General features: G+C 74.2%; 19 protein-coding genes. 11 read left to right on the top strand and 8 right to left on the bottom strand.

Annotated features, from left to right (window positions below; translation table 11 throughout):
- Window positions 1-19 precede the first annotated feature (19 nt).
- Entirely contained in the window at window positions 20-877 is an 858-nt protein-coding gene (locus tag C4J65_RS32020) for a glycoside hydrolase family 75 protein (RefSeq protein WP_205351102.1), read from the bottom strand.
- 399 nt (window positions 878-1,276) lie between these two features.
- On the opposite strand from C4J65_RS32020, the gene C4J65_RS32015 reads away from it, so the two are divergent.
- Together C4J65_RS32015 and C4J65_RS32010 are read left to right on the top strand one after the other, a co-directional pair.
- Complete coding sequence (locus tag C4J65_RS32015) at window positions 1,277-2,266, top strand: fibronectin type III domain-containing protein (RefSeq protein ID WP_115745565.1); 990 nt, start codon at window positions 1,277-1,279, stop codon at window positions 2,264-2,266.
- Window positions 2,267-2,422: 156 nt separating this feature from the next.
- Entirely contained in the window at window positions 2,423-2,980 is a 558-nt protein-coding gene (locus C4J65_RS32010; protein ID WP_115745564.1) for a hypothetical protein, read from the top strand.
- Window positions 2,981-3,000: 20 nt separating this feature from the next.
- Here C4J65_RS32010 and C4J65_RS32005 read toward each other — a convergent pair whose 3' ends face one another.
- The 4 genes from C4J65_RS32005 to C4J65_RS31990 all read right to left on the bottom strand — a co-directional run bounded on the left by C4J65_RS32005 (window position 3,001) and on the right by C4J65_RS31990 (window position 7,128).
- Entirely contained in the window at window positions 3,001-3,552 is a 552-nt protein-coding gene (locus tag C4J65_RS32005; RefSeq protein WP_115745563.1) for a PadR family transcriptional regulator, read from the bottom strand.
- A gap of 65 nt (window positions 3,553-3,617) precedes the next feature.
- Entirely contained in the window at window positions 3,618-5,633 is a 2,016-nt protein-coding gene (locus tag C4J65_RS32000) for an NADPH-dependent 2,4-dienoyl-CoA reductase (protein ID WP_115745562.1), read from the bottom strand.
- A gap of 110 nt (window positions 5,634-5,743) precedes the next feature.
- On the bottom strand, window positions 5,744-6,115 hold the full coding sequence (locus C4J65_RS31995; protein WP_115745561.1) for a hypothetical protein: 372 nt from the start codon (window positions 6,113-6,115) through the stop codon (window positions 5,744-5,746).
- A 92-nt stretch (window positions 6,116-6,207) separates the two neighbouring features.
- Window positions 6,208-7,128 (bottom strand): hypothetical protein, encoded by a 921-nt coding sequence (locus C4J65_RS31990; protein ID WP_115745560.1) that lies wholly within the window; start codon window positions 7,126-7,128, stop codon window positions 6,208-6,210.
- Window positions 7,129-7,416: 288 nt separating this feature from the next.
- Between C4J65_RS31990 and C4J65_RS31985 the strand changes: the two genes are divergently transcribed.
- Window positions 7,417-9,525, top strand: coding sequence for a SpoIIE family protein phosphatase (locus C4J65_RS31985; protein WP_115745559.1), 2,109 nt, complete (start codon window positions 7,417-7,419; stop codon window positions 9,523-9,525).
- On the opposite strand, the gene C4J65_RS31980 is transcribed toward C4J65_RS31985, so the two are convergent.
- The gene (locus tag C4J65_RS31980; RefSeq protein ID WP_115745558.1) at window positions 9,515-10,357 is read right to left on the bottom strand and encodes a putative protein N(5)-glutamine methyltransferase; all 843 of its coding nucleotides are present in this window, start codon (window positions 10,355-10,357) and stop codon (window positions 9,515-9,517) included. The genes C4J65_RS31985 and C4J65_RS31980 overlap by 11 nt on opposite strands.
- A 262-nt stretch (window positions 10,358-10,619) precedes the next feature.
- On the opposite strand from C4J65_RS31980, the gene C4J65_RS31975 reads away from it, so the two are divergent.
- From C4J65_RS31975 to C4J65_RS31950, 6 genes are all read left to right on the top strand, one after another.
- Window positions 10,620-11,156: a MarR family winged helix-turn-helix transcriptional regulator gene (locus C4J65_RS31975; RefSeq protein ID WP_115745557.1), complete on the top strand. Its 537-nt coding sequence runs from the start codon at window positions 10,620-10,622 to the stop codon at window positions 11,154-11,156.
- A gap of 50 nt (window positions 11,157-11,206) precedes the next feature.
- Window positions 11,207-11,812, top strand: a complete 606-nt coding sequence (locus tag C4J65_RS31970) for a sulfite oxidase-like oxidoreductase (protein WP_115745556.1) — start codon at window positions 11,207-11,209, stop codon at window positions 11,810-11,812.
- Between the two features lie 13 nt (window positions 11,813-11,825).
- Complete coding sequence (locus C4J65_RS31965; protein WP_115745555.1) at window positions 11,826-12,587, top strand: ferredoxin reductase; 762 nt, start codon at window positions 11,826-11,828, stop codon at window positions 12,585-12,587.
- A gap of 150 nt (window positions 12,588-12,737) precedes the next feature.
- The gene (locus tag C4J65_RS31960) at window positions 12,738-13,322 is read left to right on the top strand and encodes a hypothetical protein (protein WP_115745554.1); all 585 of its coding nucleotides are present in this window, start codon (window positions 12,738-12,740) and stop codon (window positions 13,320-13,322) included.
- A gap of 119 nt (window positions 13,323-13,441) precedes the next feature.
- A complete protein-coding gene (locus tag C4J65_RS31955; RefSeq protein ID WP_115745553.1) occupies window positions 13,442-14,410 on the top strand; it encodes an acetylxylan esterase in 969 nt (322 codons plus the stop codon).
- Window positions 14,411-14,534: 124 nt separating this feature from the next.
- Entirely contained in the window at window positions 14,535-15,299 is a 765-nt protein-coding gene (locus C4J65_RS31950) for a winged helix-turn-helix domain-containing protein (RefSeq protein WP_115745552.1), read from the top strand.
- 9 nt (window positions 15,300-15,308) lie between these two features.
- On the opposite strand, the gene C4J65_RS31945 is transcribed toward C4J65_RS31950, so the two are convergent.
- Both C4J65_RS31945 and C4J65_RS31940 read right to left on the bottom strand, forming a co-directional pair.
- Window positions 15,309-16,034: a class I SAM-dependent methyltransferase gene (locus C4J65_RS31945; RefSeq protein ID WP_115745551.1), complete on the bottom strand. Its 726-nt coding sequence runs from the start codon at window positions 16,032-16,034 to the stop codon at window positions 15,309-15,311.
- A 4-nt stretch (window positions 16,035-16,038) separates the two neighbouring features.
- Window positions 16,039-16,626 (bottom strand): PadR family transcriptional regulator, encoded by a 588-nt coding sequence (locus tag C4J65_RS31940; protein WP_115745550.1) that lies wholly within the window; start codon window positions 16,624-16,626, stop codon window positions 16,039-16,041.
- An 80-nt stretch (window positions 16,627-16,706) separates the two neighbouring features.
- Between C4J65_RS31940 and C4J65_RS31935 the strand changes: the two genes are divergently transcribed.
- Both C4J65_RS31935 and rho read left to right on the top strand, forming a co-directional pair.
- Window positions 16,707-17,117, top strand: coding sequence for a nuclear transport factor 2 family protein (locus C4J65_RS31935; protein ID WP_115745549.1), 411 nt, complete (start codon window positions 16,707-16,709; stop codon window positions 17,115-17,117).
- Window positions 17,118-17,478: 361 nt separating this feature from the next.
- Window positions 17,479-18,618 (top strand): transcription termination factor Rho, encoded by a 1,140-nt coding sequence (gene rho, locus C4J65_RS31930; protein WP_115745548.1) that lies wholly within the window; start codon window positions 17,479-17,481, stop codon window positions 18,616-18,618.
- Window positions 18,619-18,686 lie beyond the last annotated feature (68 nt).

The raw sequence follows: 18,686 nt of genomic DNA, 5'->3' as shown, positions 1-18,686 counted from the left end.
GAAGGCACCGGCCGCCCGCTCAGCCCCCGTCCACGAACCGTCGTGCCAGCCGCTCCCCCGTCTTCTCGGCCGCGGCCATGTCCTCGATGGGCTCGACCTCGCTGCCCTTGAAGACGATGTACGTCACGTCGGAGGCCACGCCGCCGCCCTCGGGATCCGCCGGGATGCCGAGGGAGCGCGCGGCGGCGTAGGAGGCCTCGCCGATGAGGCCGCTCGGGCCGACGTCGCCGACGACCGCGTACCGCACCCGGTCCCCGTGGACGAGGGCCGCGAGCGATCCCCCGCGTACGTCGTCCTCGCGATGGTCCCAGGTGTCGCTGGGTCCGGGCACGACGACGTAGGGCAGGCGTTCGGCGTCCAGCGGGCGGCCGTCGGACTCGGTGTACGCGGTGGCGGGGCTGAAGTGCGGGTCGGTGCCACTGTTGCACCGGTCGCCGGGCCGGCCGTCGCAGTCGACGTCCAGGTCGGCCTTCCAGTACACGGCCTCCCGGGTGCCGCAGACCGGGATGTCCGCCGGTGCTCCGGCGTCGCTGCGGTAGCGCCCACGCGAGACGGGGTCGCAGTCCCGCACCCTGGCCAGCAGGTCGGCGGCGCGGACGGGGCTCTCGCCCCGCCGCGGACGGGCCCCGGCCTCGGGGCCGAAGTCCGTCCGCAGCCGCGCGGGCGGCGCGGGCTGCCCGGCCGGGGCGTGCGGCAGGGGGCCGATCCTGACTCCGGACCGGTCCGCGCGCACGGGCGGCCCTGTCCGGTCCGGGGCGCCGGGCAGCAGAGACCGCACCGGCGGTTCGGGAAGCGGCGCGGGCGGAGCGGCGGGGAACGTCGTGGGGGCGAGCAGGGCGGCGCTGGCCGCGACCAGTGTCAGCGACTGGACACGCACGATGTGGCCTCTCCTCGGGGGCATGGTCGGACACTCGGCCTCATCTGTCCCCGAAACGCTCCCGCGACCACCTTTCGCAGGGCCAGACGGTGCACGCCCGCCGTACGCCCGGATCGTCGGGGGTGCGGGACCGGGGGCGGGCGGGCCGGGCCTGTTCCGGCTCCGGCCCGCCCGGCCGCCCGTGCCGGCGCGGGACGGCGACGACAGCGGGTCCACGCGCCACCGGCCGAACTTCTGCGAGGATGCGGGCAGTTCGACCGCGAGGTGACCCAGCATACGTAACCGTTCCGAGTGGTCGTCACCCACCGCCCCCTTGATGTGACCGCGTCACGGGCGTCCTATTGGTCCGGACCTTTACCGTCCACGCCGTCGAATCGGCGCCGCAGGGGAGGCAGAGCCGTGCGCAAGGTTCCCGTTCCCCCTCTCCCGCGCCGGTTCGCCCTGCTCTGCGGGACGCTCCTCCTGCTCACCTCCTGCGGCTGGGGCCCGGGCGGGGGCGGGGAGGCCGACGGCGGCGGACTGCCCGCGGTGCCCACGGGCGTCACGGCCGAGGCCGGCAGCGCGACGACCGTGCACGTGATGTGGAACGCGGTCGACGACGTGCGGACCTACGAGGTGTATCGCGGTGGCACGCTGGTGCGGGAGGTACCGGCGGCCGAGCGGATGGTGGACGTCACCCGGTTGCGCCCCTCGACGGCGTACGTCTTCACCGTGCGGGCGCGGGACGCCGACGGGCGGCTCGGGCCGCGCAGCCGGGAGGTGCGGGCGACCACTCCCGCCGCGGCGGCCGACGACTCCGCGCCGACGCGTCCGGGGGACGTCCATGGCCGGGCGGCGGGCAGCCGGGCGGTCCAGCTCACCTGGTCGGCCGCGAAGGACGACCGCGGTGTGGTGTCGTACGACGTCTACCAGGGCGACACGAAGGTCCACAGCGTCGGTGGCAGCCAGACGGCGGCCGTGGTCACGGGGTTGCGGGCCGGCACCGGCTACTCGTTCACCGTGCGGGCGCGGGACGCCGCCGACAACGTCTCCCCCGCGGGCGCCGCCGTCCGGCTCACCACTCCGGGCACCGACGACCGACGCGCCACCGCGCCCACGGAGCTGCGCGCGGCCTCGCACCGGGCCGACGGGGCCTACTATCTCGACCTCTCGTGGGTCCCGCCGGACACGGAGACCCCGGTGACCGAGTACCGGATCCACCTGGACGGCCGTGCCGCGACCTCGCTGGTCTACGGCGCCGACGCGCCGCGCGACCGCGCCGAGTACAGCTTCTACGCCGGCCGCGAGGCCGGGGTGACGCACCGGGTGCGGGTCCGGGCGAGGCTGGCCGACGGCACCTGGGGCGGCCTCTCGGAGGAACGGCAGGTGACGTTGGGGGCCGGCCGCTGACGTACGTCCGGCTCGGGGAGGGCGTCACCTGGGCGGTCGCGCTCCGCATGCGGGGTCGGCCGGCGACCTGTTGGCTGCCAGAGGGGGCACGGGCGTTCCCGATCCCGGCGGCGCAAGGGATGTACCGCCGACCGTGCCGCCGGAGGGCAGTCCACAATGCGCATCTCATCGCCGCTTCTCCGCTCCGGCGCCACCGTGGCGGCCGCCGCCGTGCTGCCCGTCGCCCTGGCCGCCGGACCGGCCCCGGCGGGACCGGGAATCTCCGTGAGCACCACCGGGACCACGGTGTCGGTCACGACCACGGCCTGCGCCCAGCTCAACGGCAGTTGGGGCACCGCCTCGCTGCTCACCAGCAGTCAGCGGGACTTCGCCCAGGGGCGTCAGGTGGCGCTGTCCGGCAGCGGTTCGGGCCAGTCCGCGGCCTGGTCGGGCATCTCGCCTGGCACGTACACGGTGATCGTCATGTGCTCCAACAACAGCACCGCGGGCACCCAGACGGTCATCGTCTCCTCGGCTCCCTCCCCCTCCCCGTCGCCCAGCCGCTCGGCCACTCCCTCCCCGTCCGCGTCCCCCGGCGGCGTCATGGGCGGTCTCGGCGGGGCCGTCCAGGACTACGGCACGGCCACCCTGGTGGCGGGCGGCGCGCTGGCGGGGGCCGGCGTCATCGCCGGAGCCTGGTTCCTGCGGCGTCGCTCCAAGCCGTACCGGTTCTGAGCGGGCACCCGCGAAGGCCGTCAGGCCGGATCGTCGCGGGGCAATTCGGCGAACTCGGCCAGCGCGTGCCCGAGCCACTGGGTCCAGAACGTCTCGAGGTCGATGCCGGCCCGCAGCACCAGGTGCCGCAGCCGGTCCTCGGCGCTGTCCCGGCCGGGCGGGAAGTCGCGCCGCTCGATCTCCTCGTACTCGGCCAACTGCCGCTCGTGCAGCTCCAGATGGCGCCGCAGGTCCGTCTCGACGCCGGCGGTGCCGACCACGGCGGCGGCGCGCAGCCGCAGCAGCATGGTGTCCCGCAGGGGCTTGGGGTCCTGCGGGGCCGCGGTCCAGCGGGACAGTTCGGCGCGGCCGGCGGGCAGGACCTCGTAGGACTTCTTCTGGCCGCGGGCCGGCTGCTGTTCGGGCAGCGCGCGGATCAGGCCCCGCGTCTCCAGTTTTCCCAGCTCGCGGTAGATCTGCTGGTGCGTCGCCGACCAGAAGTAGCCGATCGACCTGTCGAACCGGCGGGTCAGCTCCAGCCCGGACGACGGCTTTTCGACCAGGGCGGTGAGGATCGCGTGCGGGAGTGACATGGCCTCATCCTAGGGACGGACCGTCCTCCGCCCGCGCTCCTCCCGTCCTTTGTCCGTACCTCTCCTTACAGCGCCGCCGCCAGCTCGGTGCCCTGCTTGACGGCGCGCTTGGCGTCCAGTTCGGCGGCCACGTCGGCGCCGCCGATGAGGTGCGCGCGGTGTCCGGCGGCGACCAGGTCGTCGTACAGGCCCCGGCTCGGCTCCTGACCGGTGCACAGGACGACCGTGTCGACCTCCAGCACGGTGGCCTCGCCGCCGACGGTGAGGTGCAGTCCGGCGTCGTCGATCCGGTCGTAGCGCACGCCCGGGACCATGGTGACGCCGCGGTGCCTCAGCTCGGTGCGGTGGATCCAGCCGGTGGTCTTGCCCAGGCCCGCACCCACCTTGGACGTCTTGCGCTGGAGCAGGTGCACGGTGCGCGGCGGCGCGGGGCGCTCGGGCGCGGCGAGGCCGCCGGGCTCGCGGTAGTCGGTGTCGACGCCCCAGAGGCGGAAGTACGTCCCGGGGTCCTCGTGCGCCTTGTCGCCGCCGTCGGTGAGGTATTCGGCGACGTCGAAGCCGATGCCGCCGGCGCCGAGGATCGCGACGCGCTCACCGACGGGGGCGCCGTCGCGCAGGACGTCGAGGTAGCCGACGACGGACGGGTGGTCGACGCCGGGGATGTCGGGCGTGCGCGGGGTGACGCCGGTGGCGACGACGACCTCGTCGTGGCCGGTGAGGTCGCCGACGCCGACGCGGGTGTTCAGGCGTACGTCGACGCCGTGCGCCGCGAGCTGGGTGCGGAAGTAGCGGAGCGTCTCGTCGAACTCCTGCTTGCCCGGGACCTTGCGGGCGACGTTGAGCTGTCCGCCGACCTCGCTCGCGGCGTCGAACAGGGTGACCTCGTGGCCGCGTTCGGCGGCGCCGACCGCGCAGGCCAGTCCGGCCGGTCCGGCGCCGACGACGGCGACGCGCTTGCGCCGCCGGGTCGGGGTGAGGACCAGCTCGGTCTCGTGGCAGGCGCGCGGGTTGACCAGGCAGGAGGTGATCTGGCCGCTGAAGGTGTGGTCGAGGCAGGCCTGGTTGCAGCCGATGCAGGTGTTGATGGCCTCGGGGCGGCCGGCCGCGGCCTTGGCGACGAAGTCGGGGTCGGCGAGCATCGGGCGCGCCATCGAGACCATGTCGGCGGTGCCCTCGGCGAGCAGCGCCTCGGCGACCTCGGGGGTGTTGATGCGGTTGGTGGTGACGAGCGGGACCGAGACCTCGCCCATGAGGCGCTTGGTCACCCAGGTGTAGGCGCCGCGGGGCACGGAGGTGGCGATGGTGGGGATGCGGGCCTCGTGCCAGCCGATGCCGGTGTTGATGATCGTGGCTCCGGCGGCCTCGACGGCCTTGGCGAGGGTGATGACCTCGTCCAGGGTGGAGCCGTCGGGCACCAGGTCGAGCATGGACAGGCGGTAGACGACGATGAAGTCCTCGCCGACGGCCTCGCGCACCCGGCGGACGATCTCGACGGGGAAGCGGGTGCGGTTCTCGTACGAGCCGCCCCAGCGGTCGGTGCGGTGGTTGGTCCGCGCGGCGATGAACTCGTTGACGAGGTAGCCCTCGGAGCCCATGATCTCGACGCCGTCGTACCCGGCCTCGCGCGCCAGGCGGGCGGTGCGGACGTAGTCCTCGATCGTGCGCTCGACCTCGGCGTCGGTCAGCTCACGCGGGACGTGCGGGCTGATCGGGGCCTGGAGCGCGCTCGGCGCGACCAGGTCGGCGTGGTAGGCGTAGCGGCCGAAGTGCAGGATCTGGAGGGCGATGCGGCCGCCCTCGCGGTGCACGGCGTCGCTGACGACACGGTGCTGGTCCGCCTCCGCCTCGGTGGTGAGCTTGGCGCCGCCCTCGTACGGGCGGCCCGCGTCGTTGGGGGCGATGCCGCCGGTGACGATCAGGCCCACTCCCCCGCGGGCCCGGGCGGCGTAGAAGGCGGCCATGCGCTCGAATCCGCGCTCGGCCTCTTCCAGACCGACGTGCATGGAGCCCATCAGGACCCGGTTGGGGAGCGTGGTGAAGCCCAGGTCGAGCGGGCTCAGCAGGTGCGGGTAACGGCTCATCGGGCCCTCCGTGCGCGGTGTGATGCCTCTGTTGTAGAGGACCGCCGCACCCTTGTGCAACTAGTTGCATAAAGACGCGGCGCACGCCACACCGGCACCGGCGGGCTCCGTCAGCGGCTCTCGAGCCGTACGTGCAGTTCCCGCTCCTGGTCTCCGGAGGCCTGGCTCAGGTCGCGCACGGTGAACAGGGAGTCCAGGGTGGTGCGCAGCCGCTCGATCGCCCAGTAGCCGCCCTGCGCGTCGGCCTCCACGGACGCCCCGAGCCGGGCGGGGTCGCACTCGCCCCCCTGGGCGTCGGCCACGTCGAAGGTGCCGAGCCACACGGTCGGGCGCACCTCGTCGTACTCCCGGGTCACATCGCCCGCGTGCCGGTCGGAGGAGAAGCACGCGCACAGGGTGTCGAACACGGTCCGGGCGTCCTCCTTGCTGCACCCGCTCAGCTCCACCGAGACGGACTCCGGATGCAGTCGCTCACCGTCCATCGTGATCGCTCCCTCTCGTGGTCGTGACCGAAACGGCTCTGGCCGATACCACCAGAAAAGCACCACCGGCGGCCCGGCGCGAAGGGGCCGGGTCAGCCCCGGGTGAACCGGTACGTCTTGCTGTCCGTCAGCACGCAGAAGCCCGGCGACACGACGATCACGCGCAGGGTGCCGGTACGCCGGTCGTAGTCGATGCCCTCCGCCTCGAAGCCGCCCGAGCAGGCGCTGCGCAGGGGCAGCTGCCGCAGCGCGGTGACGTGTCCGGTGACGTCGGCGGTGCCGTTCGGCGCGGCCGACAGGTCGATCCGCAGGAGCGGCTTGGTGATGCCGAAGAGCGTGCCCTCCGGGTCGTCGGAGGAGCACAGCAGCGCGGTGGCGTCCAGGAAGTCGCAGCCCTGGACGTCGCGCACGGCGTGGTCCAGGTGGACGGTGGCCGCCTGCGGGAGGTTCGCCGAGGGCGAGGTGGCGGGGTTGACGCCCGGGTTCGGGAAGACCAGCAGCCGGTTCATGGTGCCCCACTCGCCCGCCAGCATCCACTGCCCGTCGGGCGAGACGGCGGACCACGAGTTGTTCAGCGCCTCGCCGGGGCTCAGCGTGTGCACGTACTCCGACCAGCTCCCGTCGGGTGCCTGTACGCGGAACATCTTCGTGTTCCCGTCGTCGCGCTGGTACGGCTCGACGTAGTGGCCGTCGTAGGACGCGTCCGGGTCGCCGACGTGGTTCCAGCCGCGGACGCTGAGGCCCAGCGGGATGGTGCCGATCCCGGTGTAGCGGTTGGGGCTGCCCGCCGGGACCTCGACCGAGGCCAGGCCCTGGCTCTCGGTCAGCGGGTCGGCGCGGTCGGAGCCCACCTCGGTCCAGGTGTCGGCGGTCCGGGTGCCTGCGGCGGCCGCGAGACCGGGCGCGGCGGCGGGAACGTCCGCCTGCGCCGGACCCGCGAGGCCGACGGAGAGGGCGAGGACGGCGAGTCCGGTCAGGACGGCGTGACAACGTTGCCGGGCGCGCAGGGGCATGGGGGCTCCTCGGTGGGGGTGGCGGGCGGCACGGGCGGGCGGGAGACACTCGGCGCACAGTCTGGACCGTCCGTAGAGTCATGTACAGACCAACTCCGGACGCGCCTCGTGCGGCGGTCCCCGGCCCGCGGGGAGATGCTGGGAGGAGACGGCGGAGCCCCGGCGGAACTGCTGGGAGGAGACGGCGGAGCCCCGGCGGAACCGGCCCTTCGCGCGGTGGAACGCGGTAGAACAGGGGGGGCGGCGGCGAAGGGCGTGCCGCGTGGGACGGTGAAGGCGGGGCGTGGAATGGCTGCAGCGGGGTCTGCCGGGTTCGAGGGCGAGCCGTCGCCGCGCGGACCGGTGCGGCCCAGTGGGCTGCTCGACCTGCTGAACGTCGCCTCGATCGTGCTGGACGCCGAGGGCCGGATCGTCCTGTGGAGCCCGCAGGCCGAGGAGCTGTTCGGCTGGTCCGCACCGGAGGCGCTGGGGCAGTACGCCGCCCGCATCATGGTCGACGAACGCCATCTCGACCTGGTCGTGAAGCTGTTCGGGGACGTCATGAAGACCGGCCGGAGCTGGGCGGGCGCCTTCCCCGTCCGGCACAAGGACGGCGGCACCCGGCTGGTGGAGTTCCGCAACATGCGGCTGCTCGACGACCACGGGGACGTCTACGCCCTGGGGCTCGCGGCCGACCAGTCGATGGTCCGCCGGCTGGAGCGGGACGTGGCCCTGTCCACGAGGGTGATCATGCAGTCCCCGATCGGGCTGGCCGTCCTGGACACCGAGCTGCGGTACGTCTCGGTCAACCCGGCCCTGGAGCGGCTCAACGGCATCCCCGCCGAGGACCACCTCGGCCGGACGATCCGTGAGCTGCTGCCGCAGGTGGACGCCGACCCGCTGGAGGCGGCGGCGCGCGGGGTGCTGGAGACCGGACGTCCGGTCGTCGACCAGCCCGCGACCGGGCGGACTCCCGCCGATCCGGACGAGGAGCACGCCTGGTCGGTGTCGCTGTACCGGCTGGAGGACGCCCTGGGGGCCGTGCTGGGCGTGGCCGTCTCGGTCGTCGACGTGACCGAGCAGTACCGGACGGCCGCCGAGGCCGAGGGCGCGCGGCGCAGGCTCGCCGCCGTGGCGGACGCCTCCGCCCGGATCGGCACCACGCTGCGGCTGGACCGCACCGCGTACGAGCTGGCCGACGTGGCCGTTCCCGGCCTCGCGGACGTCGCCGCCGTGGATCTGCTGGACGCCGTGGTGGGGGGCCGGCGCAGCACCCTGGGTCCGGCCGAACCGGCGGTGATCAGGGCGCTGGCCGTTCGCGCGGACGACGGGGCGCGGGACTCCCTGCGGGCCGCCGATCCGCCCGGCGGCGTCGCCCGCTACGGACCGGACCGCCTGGTCACCGAGTGCGTGCGCACCGCCCGGCCGGTGATGGTGGCCCGGGTGACGCGGGAGGACCTGGGACGCATCGCCCGCTCGCCGGAGGCGGCCGAGCTGCTGCGCGGGGCGGGCGTCCACTCGTACCTGGCCGTGCCGCTGATCGCGCGGGGCGAGGTGCTCGGCGCCCTGGAGCTGAAGCGGATCTCCAACCCCCTGCCGTTCGACGAGGACGACCTGCTGCTGGCCCGGGAGCTGGCCGCGCGGGCGGCGCTGCAGATCGACAACGCCCGCTGGTACCAGAACGCCCGCGACACCGCCCTCACCCTGCAGCGCAGCCTGCTGCCGAGCCATCCGCCGGTGACGGGCGGTCTCGAGGTCGCCTCCCGCTACCAGCCGGCCGGGGGCACCAGCGAGGTCGGCGGCGACTGGTTCGACGTGATCGAGCTGGCGGGCGGCCGGACCGCGCTCGTGGTGGGCGACGTGATGGGCAGCGGGATCGCGGCGGCGGCCTCCATGGGGCGGCTGCGCACCGCGACGAACACGCTGGCCGCCCTGGAGCTGGACCCCGCGCAGTTGCTCGGGCACCTGGAGCGGACCACGGCGGGCCTGGACCAGGCCATCGCCACCTGCCTGTACGCCGTCCACGATCCGCACCGGCGCCGGTGCCTGATCGCCAACGCCGGGCACCTGCCCCCGGTCCGTCTGCGGGCCGGCCGGCCGCCCGAGCTGCTCGACCTGCCCACCGGGGTGCCGCTCGGGGTGGGCGGCGTCGCCTTCTCCACCACCGAGGTCGGCCTGGAACCGGGCGACCGGCTGGTCTTCTACACCGACGGCCTGGTCGAGACGCGCAGGCATCCGCTGGACGAGCGGCTGGACGCGCTCCTCGCCCTGCTGGAGGGTCCGGACCGCCCGCTGGAGGAGGTCTGCGACCTGCTGCTGCGCACCCTGCACGAGCCGGAGAACTCCGACGACGTGGCCCTGCTGATCGCCCGGGCCACACCACCGGCGCGGCGCGGCGGCGAGACGCTCAGTCCCTGACGCCGATCACCACATGGGCGTACAGCTCCTCGCAGACCGCCAGGCGGGTCGTCAGACCGGCCCGGGTGAAGGCGTCGACGGCGTCGGGTGCCTGGCGTTCGCTCGTCTCGACCAGCAGGCAGCCGCCCGGGGCGAGCCAGCCGGGCGCCGCGGCCGCGACCCTGCGCAGCACGTCGAGGCCGTCGGTGCCGCCGTCGAGGGCGACCAGCGGTTCGTGGTCGCGGGCCTCGGCGGGCAGCAGGGCGACCTCGCCGGTGGGCACGTAGGGCACGTTGGCCGCGAGGACGTCCACCCGGCCGCGCAGCGCGTCGGGCAGCGCGTCGAACAGGTCACCGGCGTACACCCGGCCGCCCGCGTCCGCGAGGTTGCCGCGGGCGCAGCGCACGGCGGCCGGATCGACGTCGGCGGCGTGCACCTCGGGCCGGTCCAGGGCGGCCGCCAGCGCCTCTCCGACGGCCCCGGACCCGCAGCACAGGTCCACGACGACGGTCGCGTCCGGTGCGTGGGCCAGGGCCTCGGAGACCAGGAACTCGGTCCGGCGGCGGGGCACGAAGACACCGGGGGCGACCGCGATGCGCAGGCCGCGGAACTCGGCCCAGCCCAGGACGAGTTCGAGGGGCAGGCCGCTGACGCGGCGGTCGACCAGTGCGGTGAGTTCGGCGGCGGTGCGGGCGGTGGTCAGGAGGAGCGCGGCCTCGTCCTCGGCGAAGACGCAGCCGGCGGCGCGCAGCGCGGCCACGACGGCGTCACGCGACGGGAGGGACGCCGAGAAGAGAGCGGAGACGGCGGAGGAGGACGCCGGGGTGGGCGAAGCGGGGAGAGTGGGAGGCATGGAAGCCGAGAGCCTTTCGGGAACCGAAGGGCGCTCTCGCGATCACCTGTTTCCGGTGACCGCACTGCCGTGAGGTGAGAGCACCCGGGCCGACACAGCGGTAATCGGTCTCACCTCCCAGTCGTCCGACGGCCGGGGCAATCCGCGGCCGTCGGACACATTACCCCAATGATCAGACCACGAGGGCCTCCCGCACGTCGTCGGCTCCCGCGACCTCCGCGTCAGAGTTGTACTGTGCAACCAGCAACGCGGAGGAGGAGCTGTGACGGCTGCCGAGACACCGGACGAGACGACCGTCGTTCCCGGCGGATGCCCCGCGGACGCGGCCGTGGAGACCATCCAGCGCGAGATGACGGTCTTCGCCCGCCGGGCCCGCGCCTCGGCGGGACGCATGCACCCGGAGCTGTCACTGGTGTCCTACACGTTGCTCGGGCATCTGGAGGAGCGGGACGGCCGCCGGGCCACGGATCTGGCCGCCCACTACGCCCTGGACAAGTCCACCGTCAGCCGCCAGGTGTCCGCCCTGGAGCGCGCCGGACTGATCGAGCGGCGCGTCGACCCGGACGACCACCGCGTCCAGGTGCTGCATCTGACCGCGTCCGGACGGCGCGTCCTGGACCGGGTCACCGAGCGCCGGCGGGCCGCCTTCCGGGAGCGGCTCGCCGACTGGCCCGAGGAGGAGCTGCTCCGCTTCGCCGCGTATCTGGAGCGGTACAACGCGTGGCCGGATGCGGCCCCGGAGCAGGAGCGGGACCGGGCAGCGCCGCCGGACACGTACGGTTGGACGGGTACGCACTGATCACGCCGGCCGCGGGCAGCCCGCCCCGACGGCCCGAAAGGCCCCGCCGCATGAACACCACCCGAGGCTTCACCGGGCGTCCGCGCGCCGCCCGGCCGGGGCTGCCGCCCGGCCAGTACGACGCGGGCGACGACTGGCCCGTGCTGTCCGCCGAGGTCACGCCCGAGATCGCGCCCGCCGACTGGACCTTCCGCGTGGGCGGTCTGGTGGCCGAGCCCCGCAACTGGGACCTGGCGCAGGCCCGCCTGCTTCCGGCGTCCGGGTACGCGGGCGACATCCACTGCGTCACCGGCTGGTCGAAGTTCGGGGTGCGGTTCGGGGGCGTGTCGCTGGACGCCTTCCTGGACGCGGCGGGACCGCTGCCGTCGGCCACGCACGCCGTCGCCCACGCGCACACCGGCTACACCGCGAACCTGCCGCTCGCCGACCTCACCGGCGGACGGGCCTGGGTCGTGTGGGAGTACGGCGGAGCGCCGCTCGCCCCCGAGCACGGCGGTCCGGCACGGCTGGTGGTCCCGCACCTGTACTTCTGGAAGAGCGTGAAGTGGATCGCGGGGCTCGAGCTGCTCGACCACGACGAGCCGGGCTTCTGGGAGCAGAACGGCTACCACGCCCGCGGCAATCCCTGGGAGGAGCAGCGGTACTCCGGTGACTGAGACAGCCGCGCCCATGACGGCGGCGGGGGCCTTCACTCCCCCGACGCGGTTCGCCGTGCCCGGGCGCATCGAGGTGAACGGCCGGGTGGCCGGGGCGTGGCGGACGGCCACGCTCACCGAGATCCGCCGCGAGACGCCCCGCGCGTCGACCTTCCGCCTCGCGGTGCCCGGCTGGGCGGGCCACCTGCCCGGCCAGCACCTGATGCTGCGGCTCACCGCCCAGGACGGCTACCGCGCCCAGCGCCACTACTCGCTGGCGTCCGCCCCGGACGAGTCCGGGCACGTCGAGCTGACCCTGGACCGGGTGCCCGACGGGGAGGTGTCCGGCTGGTTCCACACGGTGGCCCGGCCCGGCGACGAGATCGAGGTGCGCGGCCCGCTCAGCGGCTTCTTCGCCTGGCCCGGTGACCGGCCCGCCCTGCTGCTCGGCGCCGGGTCCGGGGTCGTACCGCTGATGTCGATGGTGCGGCACCACCGGGCGCGGGGGCTCACCGTGCCGCTGCGGCTCCTCGTGTCCGCGCGCGGCCCCGAGGAGTTGATCTACGCCCGTGAGTTCGGCGCGGAGACGACGCCGGTGTTCACCCGCACCGCGCCCGCCGGGACGCCCGTGGGCCGGCTGACGTCCGCGCACGTGGCGCCGCTCCTCGCCGAGCCGCCCGCCGGTGGCTGGGAGGCCTACGTGTGCGGGTCGAACGCGTTCGCGGAGCACGCGTCGCGGCTGCTGGTGGCGGCCGGGCAGCCGGTGGACCGGATCCGGATCGAACGCTTCGGCTGATCCCGCCAGGTTCGTGAGCGAGCCCGCAGGACTGGGTACCAGTCCAGTGCGGGCACTCGCACACATGGCGCGACACGAAGGCGCGGCGGCCCCCGCGCTCGACGGCCGTCCGTCCGCTCCTCCGGTCGCGGTGATCGCGGGGAGGTCGACATGCGAACCCGGGTACGCGGCTGGCGCCTGCGACGCAATCCGCTGCGGCGCCGGTCGGACGTCGTCGAGGCGTGGACCGCGGTGGTCTTCGCCCTCCTGCTGTTCGTGGCCGCGCCGGCGCTCGGTGCCGCCACCGCGTGGTGGGGCTACGGGCAGGCGCAGGCGATCGTCGCCGAGCAGCGGGCGGAGCGGCACGAGGTCCGGGCCACGGTGGTGGACCGCACCCCCGGCACCCTCTCGACGGGACAGCTCGGCGGACAGCACTCCTACCGTGCGACCGTCCACTGGAAGGCACCGGACGGCACGGAGAAGAGCACCACGGCGCGGGTGCCGGCCGACACCCGGCACGGTGACACCGTCGACGTGTGGCTGGACTCCCACGGCCAGAGCGTGCCCCCGCCCTCGGACGGCGCCGAGATCTGGCAGCACAGCGCCACCATCGGTTCGTTCACCACCATCGGGACGGTGCTCACCGTGTTCCTCGCGCACCGCGCCGTACGCGCGGTGGCCCTGCGTCACCGGATGGCGGAGTGGGACCGCGACTGGGCGCTCACGGAGCCGCAGTGGACCCACCGCCGGGCCTGACGGCACCCCCGCCCGCGCGGTTCCCGAGGGGCGGCCGGACCTGGTGTTTCCGCGAGCCGCTCACGTACCGTGTGATCATCCGTTCGGTCTGCTGCGTCTCTCCGCGAAGGCGGTTCTCGATGGCCCTGTTCGACCTTCCGCTCGACGAGCTCCACGCCTACCGCAGCGCGTCGGCCGAACCCGAGGACTTCGACGCGTTCTGGAGCAAGACGCTCGCCGAGGCCCGCGAGCACGATCTGGACGCCCGGTTCGAACCGGTCGACACGGGACTGTCCACGGTGCGGGTGTACGACGTGACGTTCGCCGGGTTCGGCGGCCACCCGGTGAAGGGCTGGCTGATCCTGCCGGCCGCGGCGGCCGAGCCGTTGCCGCTGGTCGTGGAGTTCGTCGGGTACGGCGGCGGGCGCGGGCTGCCGCACGAGCACCTGCTGTGGGCGTCCACCGGCCGGGCCCACTTCGTGATGGACACCCGGGGCCAGGGCAGCGCCTGGGGCGGCGGTGGCGGCACCGCGGACCCCGTCGGCGGCACGCCCGCGTACCCGGGGTTCATGACCCGCGGTCTGGACGCTCCGGAGAACTACTACTACCGCCGGGTCTTCACCGACGCCGTGCGCGCGGTCGAGGCGGCCCGTTCGCACCCGCTGACCGACCCGGCCCGTACGGTCGCGCTGGGCGCGAGCCAGGGCGGCGGCATCACGATCGCGGTGGGCGGCCTGGTGCCGGACCTGGTGGCCGTCGCGCCGGACGTGCCGTTCCTGTGCGACTTCCCGCGCGCGACCACGCTCACCGACCGGCACCCCTACCGTGAGGTCGGCCTGTACCTGAAGACCCACCGCGGCCGGACCGGGGACGCGCTGCGCACGCTGTCCTACTTCGACGGCGTGCACTTCGCGGCGCGGGGCCGGGCCCCGGCCCTGTTCTCGGCCGCCCTGGAGGACCAGACCTGCCCGCCCTCGACCGTTTTCGCCGCGTTCAACGCCTGGACGCACGAGGACCGGACGATCGAGGTGTACGACTTCAACGATCACGAGGGCGGCGGGCCGTACCAGGAGGCCGCGAAGCTGCGCTGGCTGAGCCGCCACGCCTGAGGTTCGTGGGTGGTGTTTCGGCCGAACCGGCGGACCGGACTTCCCCGCTGGTTTAGACCAATGGTAATCCTGGTGGCGCACCGAGCCCACGCGGCTACCGTACGTCATCAACAGGAGGCGCGGCATGGCCCGCACCATCCCGCACGACCAGCAGCCCCCCGCCGATCCGTCCCCCGCCGACGCAACGCCGCCCCTGTACCGACGGGTGGCGGACCAGCTGCTCGGCGAGTTGCGCGACGGGACCGTCCCCCCGGGTGAACGGCTGCCCGGCGAGCGCCGGCTGGCGGAGCACTTCGGAGTCAGCCGGGAGACCGTGCGGCAGGCGCTGGACCTGCTGCGCCGGGACGGTCTGCTCACCACCGACCGACGGGGCAGTCATGTCGCCCTGCCGGGGCCGCCGGCCGGAAGTCCGGCTCCCCTGGTCTTCCCGGTGGGCGCCCGGGCGGCGGAGCCGCGTACCGGCGACCGCGCCTCCGTCGTCTGGGGCGCCCCGCCGCCGGAGCACGCCGCGGCGCTGGGGCTGGTGCCCGGCCGGCCGACCCTGGTGCACCACTACACGTCGGCGGCGGCCGGGGGCAACGGCAGGCGGACGGCGGTGACATCGTTTTCCGCCGTGGCGCTCGCCGAGGTCGAGGAACTGGCCCGCTACCGCGACCGGGCCGACGGGGTCGCCTGCGCGCAGTTGCGGCGGGCCTACGACTGGATGCGCCGCGCGGGCCTGACGCTGCATCACCGGGACACCATCACGCTCCAGCCCGACGCCGCGTCGGTCCGGGTCGTGCGGCGGGTGCACGACCAGTACGCGCGCCCCCTGGAGATCACGGACCTGCTGGTGGACACCCGACAGGACGCCCTGGTCTACGAGTTCACCCTGCCGGCGGCCGGCTGACCCGGCGCCCTACGGGAGCCGCCGGGCCACCACGAGCCGGACCCGCGGACTGCCGTCGGGGCGGTGTCCGAACTCCGGCAGGGCGTGCAGGTCCGCCCGGAAGCCGGCCCGCGACAGCTCGCGGCCCACGTCCCCGAGCCGGAACGTCCGGTAGTACATGACGAACGGCGGCCGCCACAGCGCGTTGCGCACCCGCATCGCCGTGTCGAAGCCGAGCAGCGTCCAGTACCCCGGGGAGCCGGGCCGGGGCGGGGCGACGACGGGGAAGGCGAAGCAGCCGTCCGGCCGGAGCACGGAGCGCACCTGGCCGAACAGGCCCGGCAGTTCGCGGGGCAGGAAGTGGCCGAACGCCCCGAAGCTCACCACGAGGTCGAAGGCGGGGCCGAAGGGCAGGGCGCGGGCGTCCGCACGCACCCAGGAGACGGCCGGGCCCGGCGGCAGGGTGCGCCGCCGCGCGACGCCCAGCATTCCCGCGCTGAAGTCCAGCCCGGTCACGTCCTGTCGGCACACCCGGGCGAGCACGTCCACGCCCGCGCCGGTGCCGCAGCAGAGGTCGAGTCCGGCGGTGAAGGGTCCCAGCGGCTCCAGCGCGCGGGCCACGGCGTCCAGCACCCGGTCCGGCGTCCGGTACGGGGTGTGGTCGAATTTCGGGGCGAGCAGGTCGTAGCCGCGCTCGACCGAGGACAGTGCCTGGACGGCGAGTTCGCGCAGGGTGGGGCCTTCGGGGCTGAACATCCGGTCAGCCCAGGGCCTGTCCGGCGGGCCCCGCGGGAGCGCGTCGCTCGTCGAGCACGGCGAGTACGCGCTCGCACCAGCGGGCGTTCTCCCGCTCGAAGGTGATGCCGGCGGCCAGGGTGAGGTAGGGCCCGACGCGGTCGGCGTCCCGCAGGTGTTCCTCCTCGGTGCGGCCGTCCAGGAGGCGTTCCCGCACCCGCTCGTAGCGGGCGAGTTTGCCCAGCGCCCAGGCCCTGCGCTCCTCGACCAGCGCGCGGACCGCGTCCGGGTCGACACCGTCCATGGCCTGCATCTTGATCAGGAACTCGTCGCGGATGGCGGTGGGCCGCCGGGTCGGCGCGGCGGCGAACGCGCCGAGCTGCTCCCGGCCCGCCTCGGTGAGCGAGAACAGCCGCTTGGTGGGCCTGCGTTCCTGCGGCACGGTCCGGGCCTCGATGAGTCCGTCGCCCGCCAGGCGCTCCAGCTCCCGGTAGAGCTGCTGCGGCGTGGCGGGCCAGAAGTTGGCGAGCGACACGTCGAACACCTTGGACAGCTCGTAGCCCGAGGCCTCGCCCTCGAGCAGGGCGGCCAGGACGGCGTACTTGAGAGACATGTCGACACGCTAGCAAGCGGGGACCAGGACGACTACTCTACTCCACGCCTATTCAAATAGTTGTATAAGAAGGAGTTGCGATGCGGGCATTCCGCGCGGCGGTCGAGGCACACGACATGGACGCCGTCGAAGCACTGCTGGCCGACGACGTGGTCTTCTCCAGCCCCGTCGTCTTCAAGCCCTACCGGGGCAAGGCGGTCACGGCGGCGATCCTGCGCGCGGTCGAGCGCGTCTTCGAGGACTTCCGCTACGAGCGGGTCATCGGCGAGGCGGACGGCCGCGACCACGCCCTGCTCTTCGCGGCACGGGTGGGCGACCGCGAGATCAGCGGCTGCGACTTCCTGCGCCTGGACGCGTCGGGCCGCATCGACGAACTGACGGTGATGGTGCGTCCGCTCTCGGGCGCCCAGGCCCTGCAGACGGCCATGGCCGCGCAGTTCGAGCGGATCGCGGAGGAGGCGCAGGAGACTCGGACGCGTTCGGCGGGCTGAGCCCGGCACGGGACATCGCGGAAACCGGAACAGAATCCGCACCGGCCGCGTTGCAGGGGGTGGGACGTGACTTGTCCCACCCGCACCGCCACGGCGCACCGTGGTAGGGTGCACTCAGCACTTGTGTACGCCCCGCTTGATCGGGGCGCCGGTGCCAGTTTCCCTCCGTTCGCGGACTCGTCCGTCCTGACGCGACCGGCGCGTTCGCTTCTCAGCGCAACCTCGTGAGCGGGGCCCTGTCCCCGTCGTGTCCGAGGTGCTGTTCCCCGCCGTCCGAAGGCGTGTCGTCCGACCCCCTCGCGCGGCTTTCCCCCTTCCTTCCGCATGTCCCATGCCCGCGTCCTCGAAAGGACCGACCTCGATGACCACCACACTCGAACACCCCCCTGTACAGCAGTCCCCGGCCCAGATCGCGAGCGGTGTCCTCGACATCGAGGCGGGCGGCAGGGGACGCCTGCGCGGCAGGAACCTGCAGCCCGAGCCGGCCGACCCCGCCCTCTCCCCCGCGCTGATCCGCCGGCACGGGCTGCGCAGGGGCGACCTCGTCGAGGGGGTGTGCGGCGACCGGCGCACCCTGACCGACGTCGTCCGCGTCAACGGCCGTACCCCCGACCGGCAGGGCAAGCGGCGGCACTTCGCCGACCTGACCCCGCTGCACCCGCACGAGCGGCTGCGGTTCGAACATCCGGCGGCCGGCCTCGCCGGACGCGTCACCGATCTGATCGCCCCGGTCGGCAAAGGCCAGCGCGGCCTGATCGTCGCCCCGCCGAAGACCGGCAAGACCGTCCTCCTCCAGCAGATCGCCGCCGCGGTGGCCGGCAACCACCCCGAGGCCCGGCTGATGGTGGTGCTGCTCGACGAACGCCCCGAGGAGGTCACCGACATGCGGCGCTCGGTGCGGGGCGAGGTGTACTCCTCGACCTTCGACCAGAGCGCCAAGCAGCACATCGCGCTCGCCGAGCTGGTGATCGAGCGGGCCAAGCGGCTCGTCGAGGCCGGGGAGGACGTCGTGATCCTCCTCGACTCCCTCACCCGGCTGTGCAGGGCGCACAACAACGCCGCCTCCTCCGGCGGCCGCACGCTCAGCGGCGGCGTCGACGCCGGGGCGCTGCTGGGGCCCAAGCGGTTCTTCGGCGCGGCCCGCAAGGCGGAGGAGGGCGGTTCCCTCACCATCCTCGCCACCGCCCTGGTGGAGACCGGCTCGCGTGCCGACGACTTCTACTTCGAGGAGCTGAAGAGCACAGGCAACATGGAACTGCGGCTGAGCCGGGAGCCGGCCTCCCGTCGGGTCTTCCCGGCCGTCGAGCTGGTCGGCTCGGGCACCCGGCGCGAGGAGCTCCTGCTGTCCGGCGCCGAGGCGACCGCCGTGCACGGGCTGCGGCGGGCCCTGGGAACCCGGGACGGACAGTCCGGCCTGGAGACCCTGCTGGAGCGGCTGCGCCGGACGCCGGACAACGCCACGTTCCTGCGGCAGGTCCGGCCGACGCTGCCCACCGGCTGACACCGCCCCGCCACCGCCGCTACGGCATCCGGGTGTTTGCGGGGCGGACCCGGCCCGGTCAGCGTGGC

This window comes from Streptomyces sp. CB09001, from assembly GCF_003369795.1.
Lineage (GTDB): Bacteria > Actinomycetota > Actinomycetes > Streptomycetales > Streptomycetaceae > Streptomyces.
This window is presented reverse-complemented; position numbering and strand designations above follow the sequence as displayed.

Bases quoted from the DNA above. Each gene is read 5' to 3' on its own strand.
- C4J65_RS32010 (WP_115745564.1), top strand. From the start codon at position 2,423: ATGCGCATCTCATCGCCGCTTCTCCGCTCCGGCGCCACCGTGGCGGCC.
- C4J65_RS31980 (WP_115745558.1), bottom strand. From the start codon at position 10,357: ATGCCTCCCACTCTCCCCGCTTCGCCCACCCCGGCGTCCTCCTCCGCC.
- C4J65_RS31960 (WP_115745554.1), top strand. From the start codon at position 12,738: ATGCGAACCCGGGTACGCGGCTGGCGCCTGCGACGCAATCCGCTGCGG.
- C4J65_RS31950 (WP_115745552.1), top strand. From the start codon at position 14,535: ATGGCCCGCACCATCCCGCACGACCAGCAGCCCCCCGCCGATCCGTCC.
- C4J65_RS31935 (WP_115745549.1), top strand. From the start codon at position 16,707: ATGCGGGCATTCCGCGCGGCGGTCGAGGCACACGACATGGACGCCGTC.
- C4J65_RS32005 (WP_115745563.1), bottom strand. From the start codon at position 3,552: ATGTCACTCCCGCACGCGATCCTCACCGCCCTGGTCGAAAAGCCGTCG.
- C4J65_RS31955 (WP_115745553.1), top strand. From the start codon at position 13,442: ATGGCCCTGTTCGACCTTCCGCTCGACGAGCTCCACGCCTACCGCAGC.
- C4J65_RS31965 (WP_115745555.1), top strand. From the start codon at position 11,826: ATGACGGCGGCGGGGGCCTTCACTCCCCCGACGCGGTTCGCCGTGCCC.
- rho (WP_115745548.1), top strand. From the start codon at position 17,479: ATGACCACCACACTCGAACACCCCCCTGTACAGCAGTCCCCGGCCCAG.
- C4J65_RS32000 (WP_115745562.1), bottom strand. From the start codon at position 5,633: ATGAGCCGTTACCCGCACCTGCTGAGCCCGCTCGACCTGGGCTTCACC.
- C4J65_RS31995 (WP_115745561.1), bottom strand. From the start codon at position 6,115: ATGGACGGTGAGCGACTGCATCCGGAGTCCGTCTCGGTGGAGCTGAGC.
- C4J65_RS31990 (WP_115745560.1), bottom strand. From the start codon at position 7,128: ATGCCCCTGCGCGCCCGGCAACGTTGTCACGCCGTCCTGACCGGACTC.
- C4J65_RS31970 (WP_115745556.1), top strand. From the start codon at position 11,207: ATGAACACCACCCGAGGCTTCACCGGGCGTCCGCGCGCCGCCCGGCCG.
- C4J65_RS31945 (WP_115745551.1), bottom strand. From the start codon at position 16,034: ATGTTCAGCCCCGAAGGCCCCACCCTGCGCGAACTCGCCGTCCAGGCA.
- C4J65_RS31985 (WP_115745559.1), top strand. From the start codon at position 7,417: ATGGCTGCAGCGGGGTCTGCCGGGTTCGAGGGCGAGCCGTCGCCGCGC.
- C4J65_RS31940 (WP_115745550.1), bottom strand. From the start codon at position 16,626: ATGTCTCTCAAGTACGCCGTCCTGGCCGCCCTGCTCGAGGGCGAGGCC.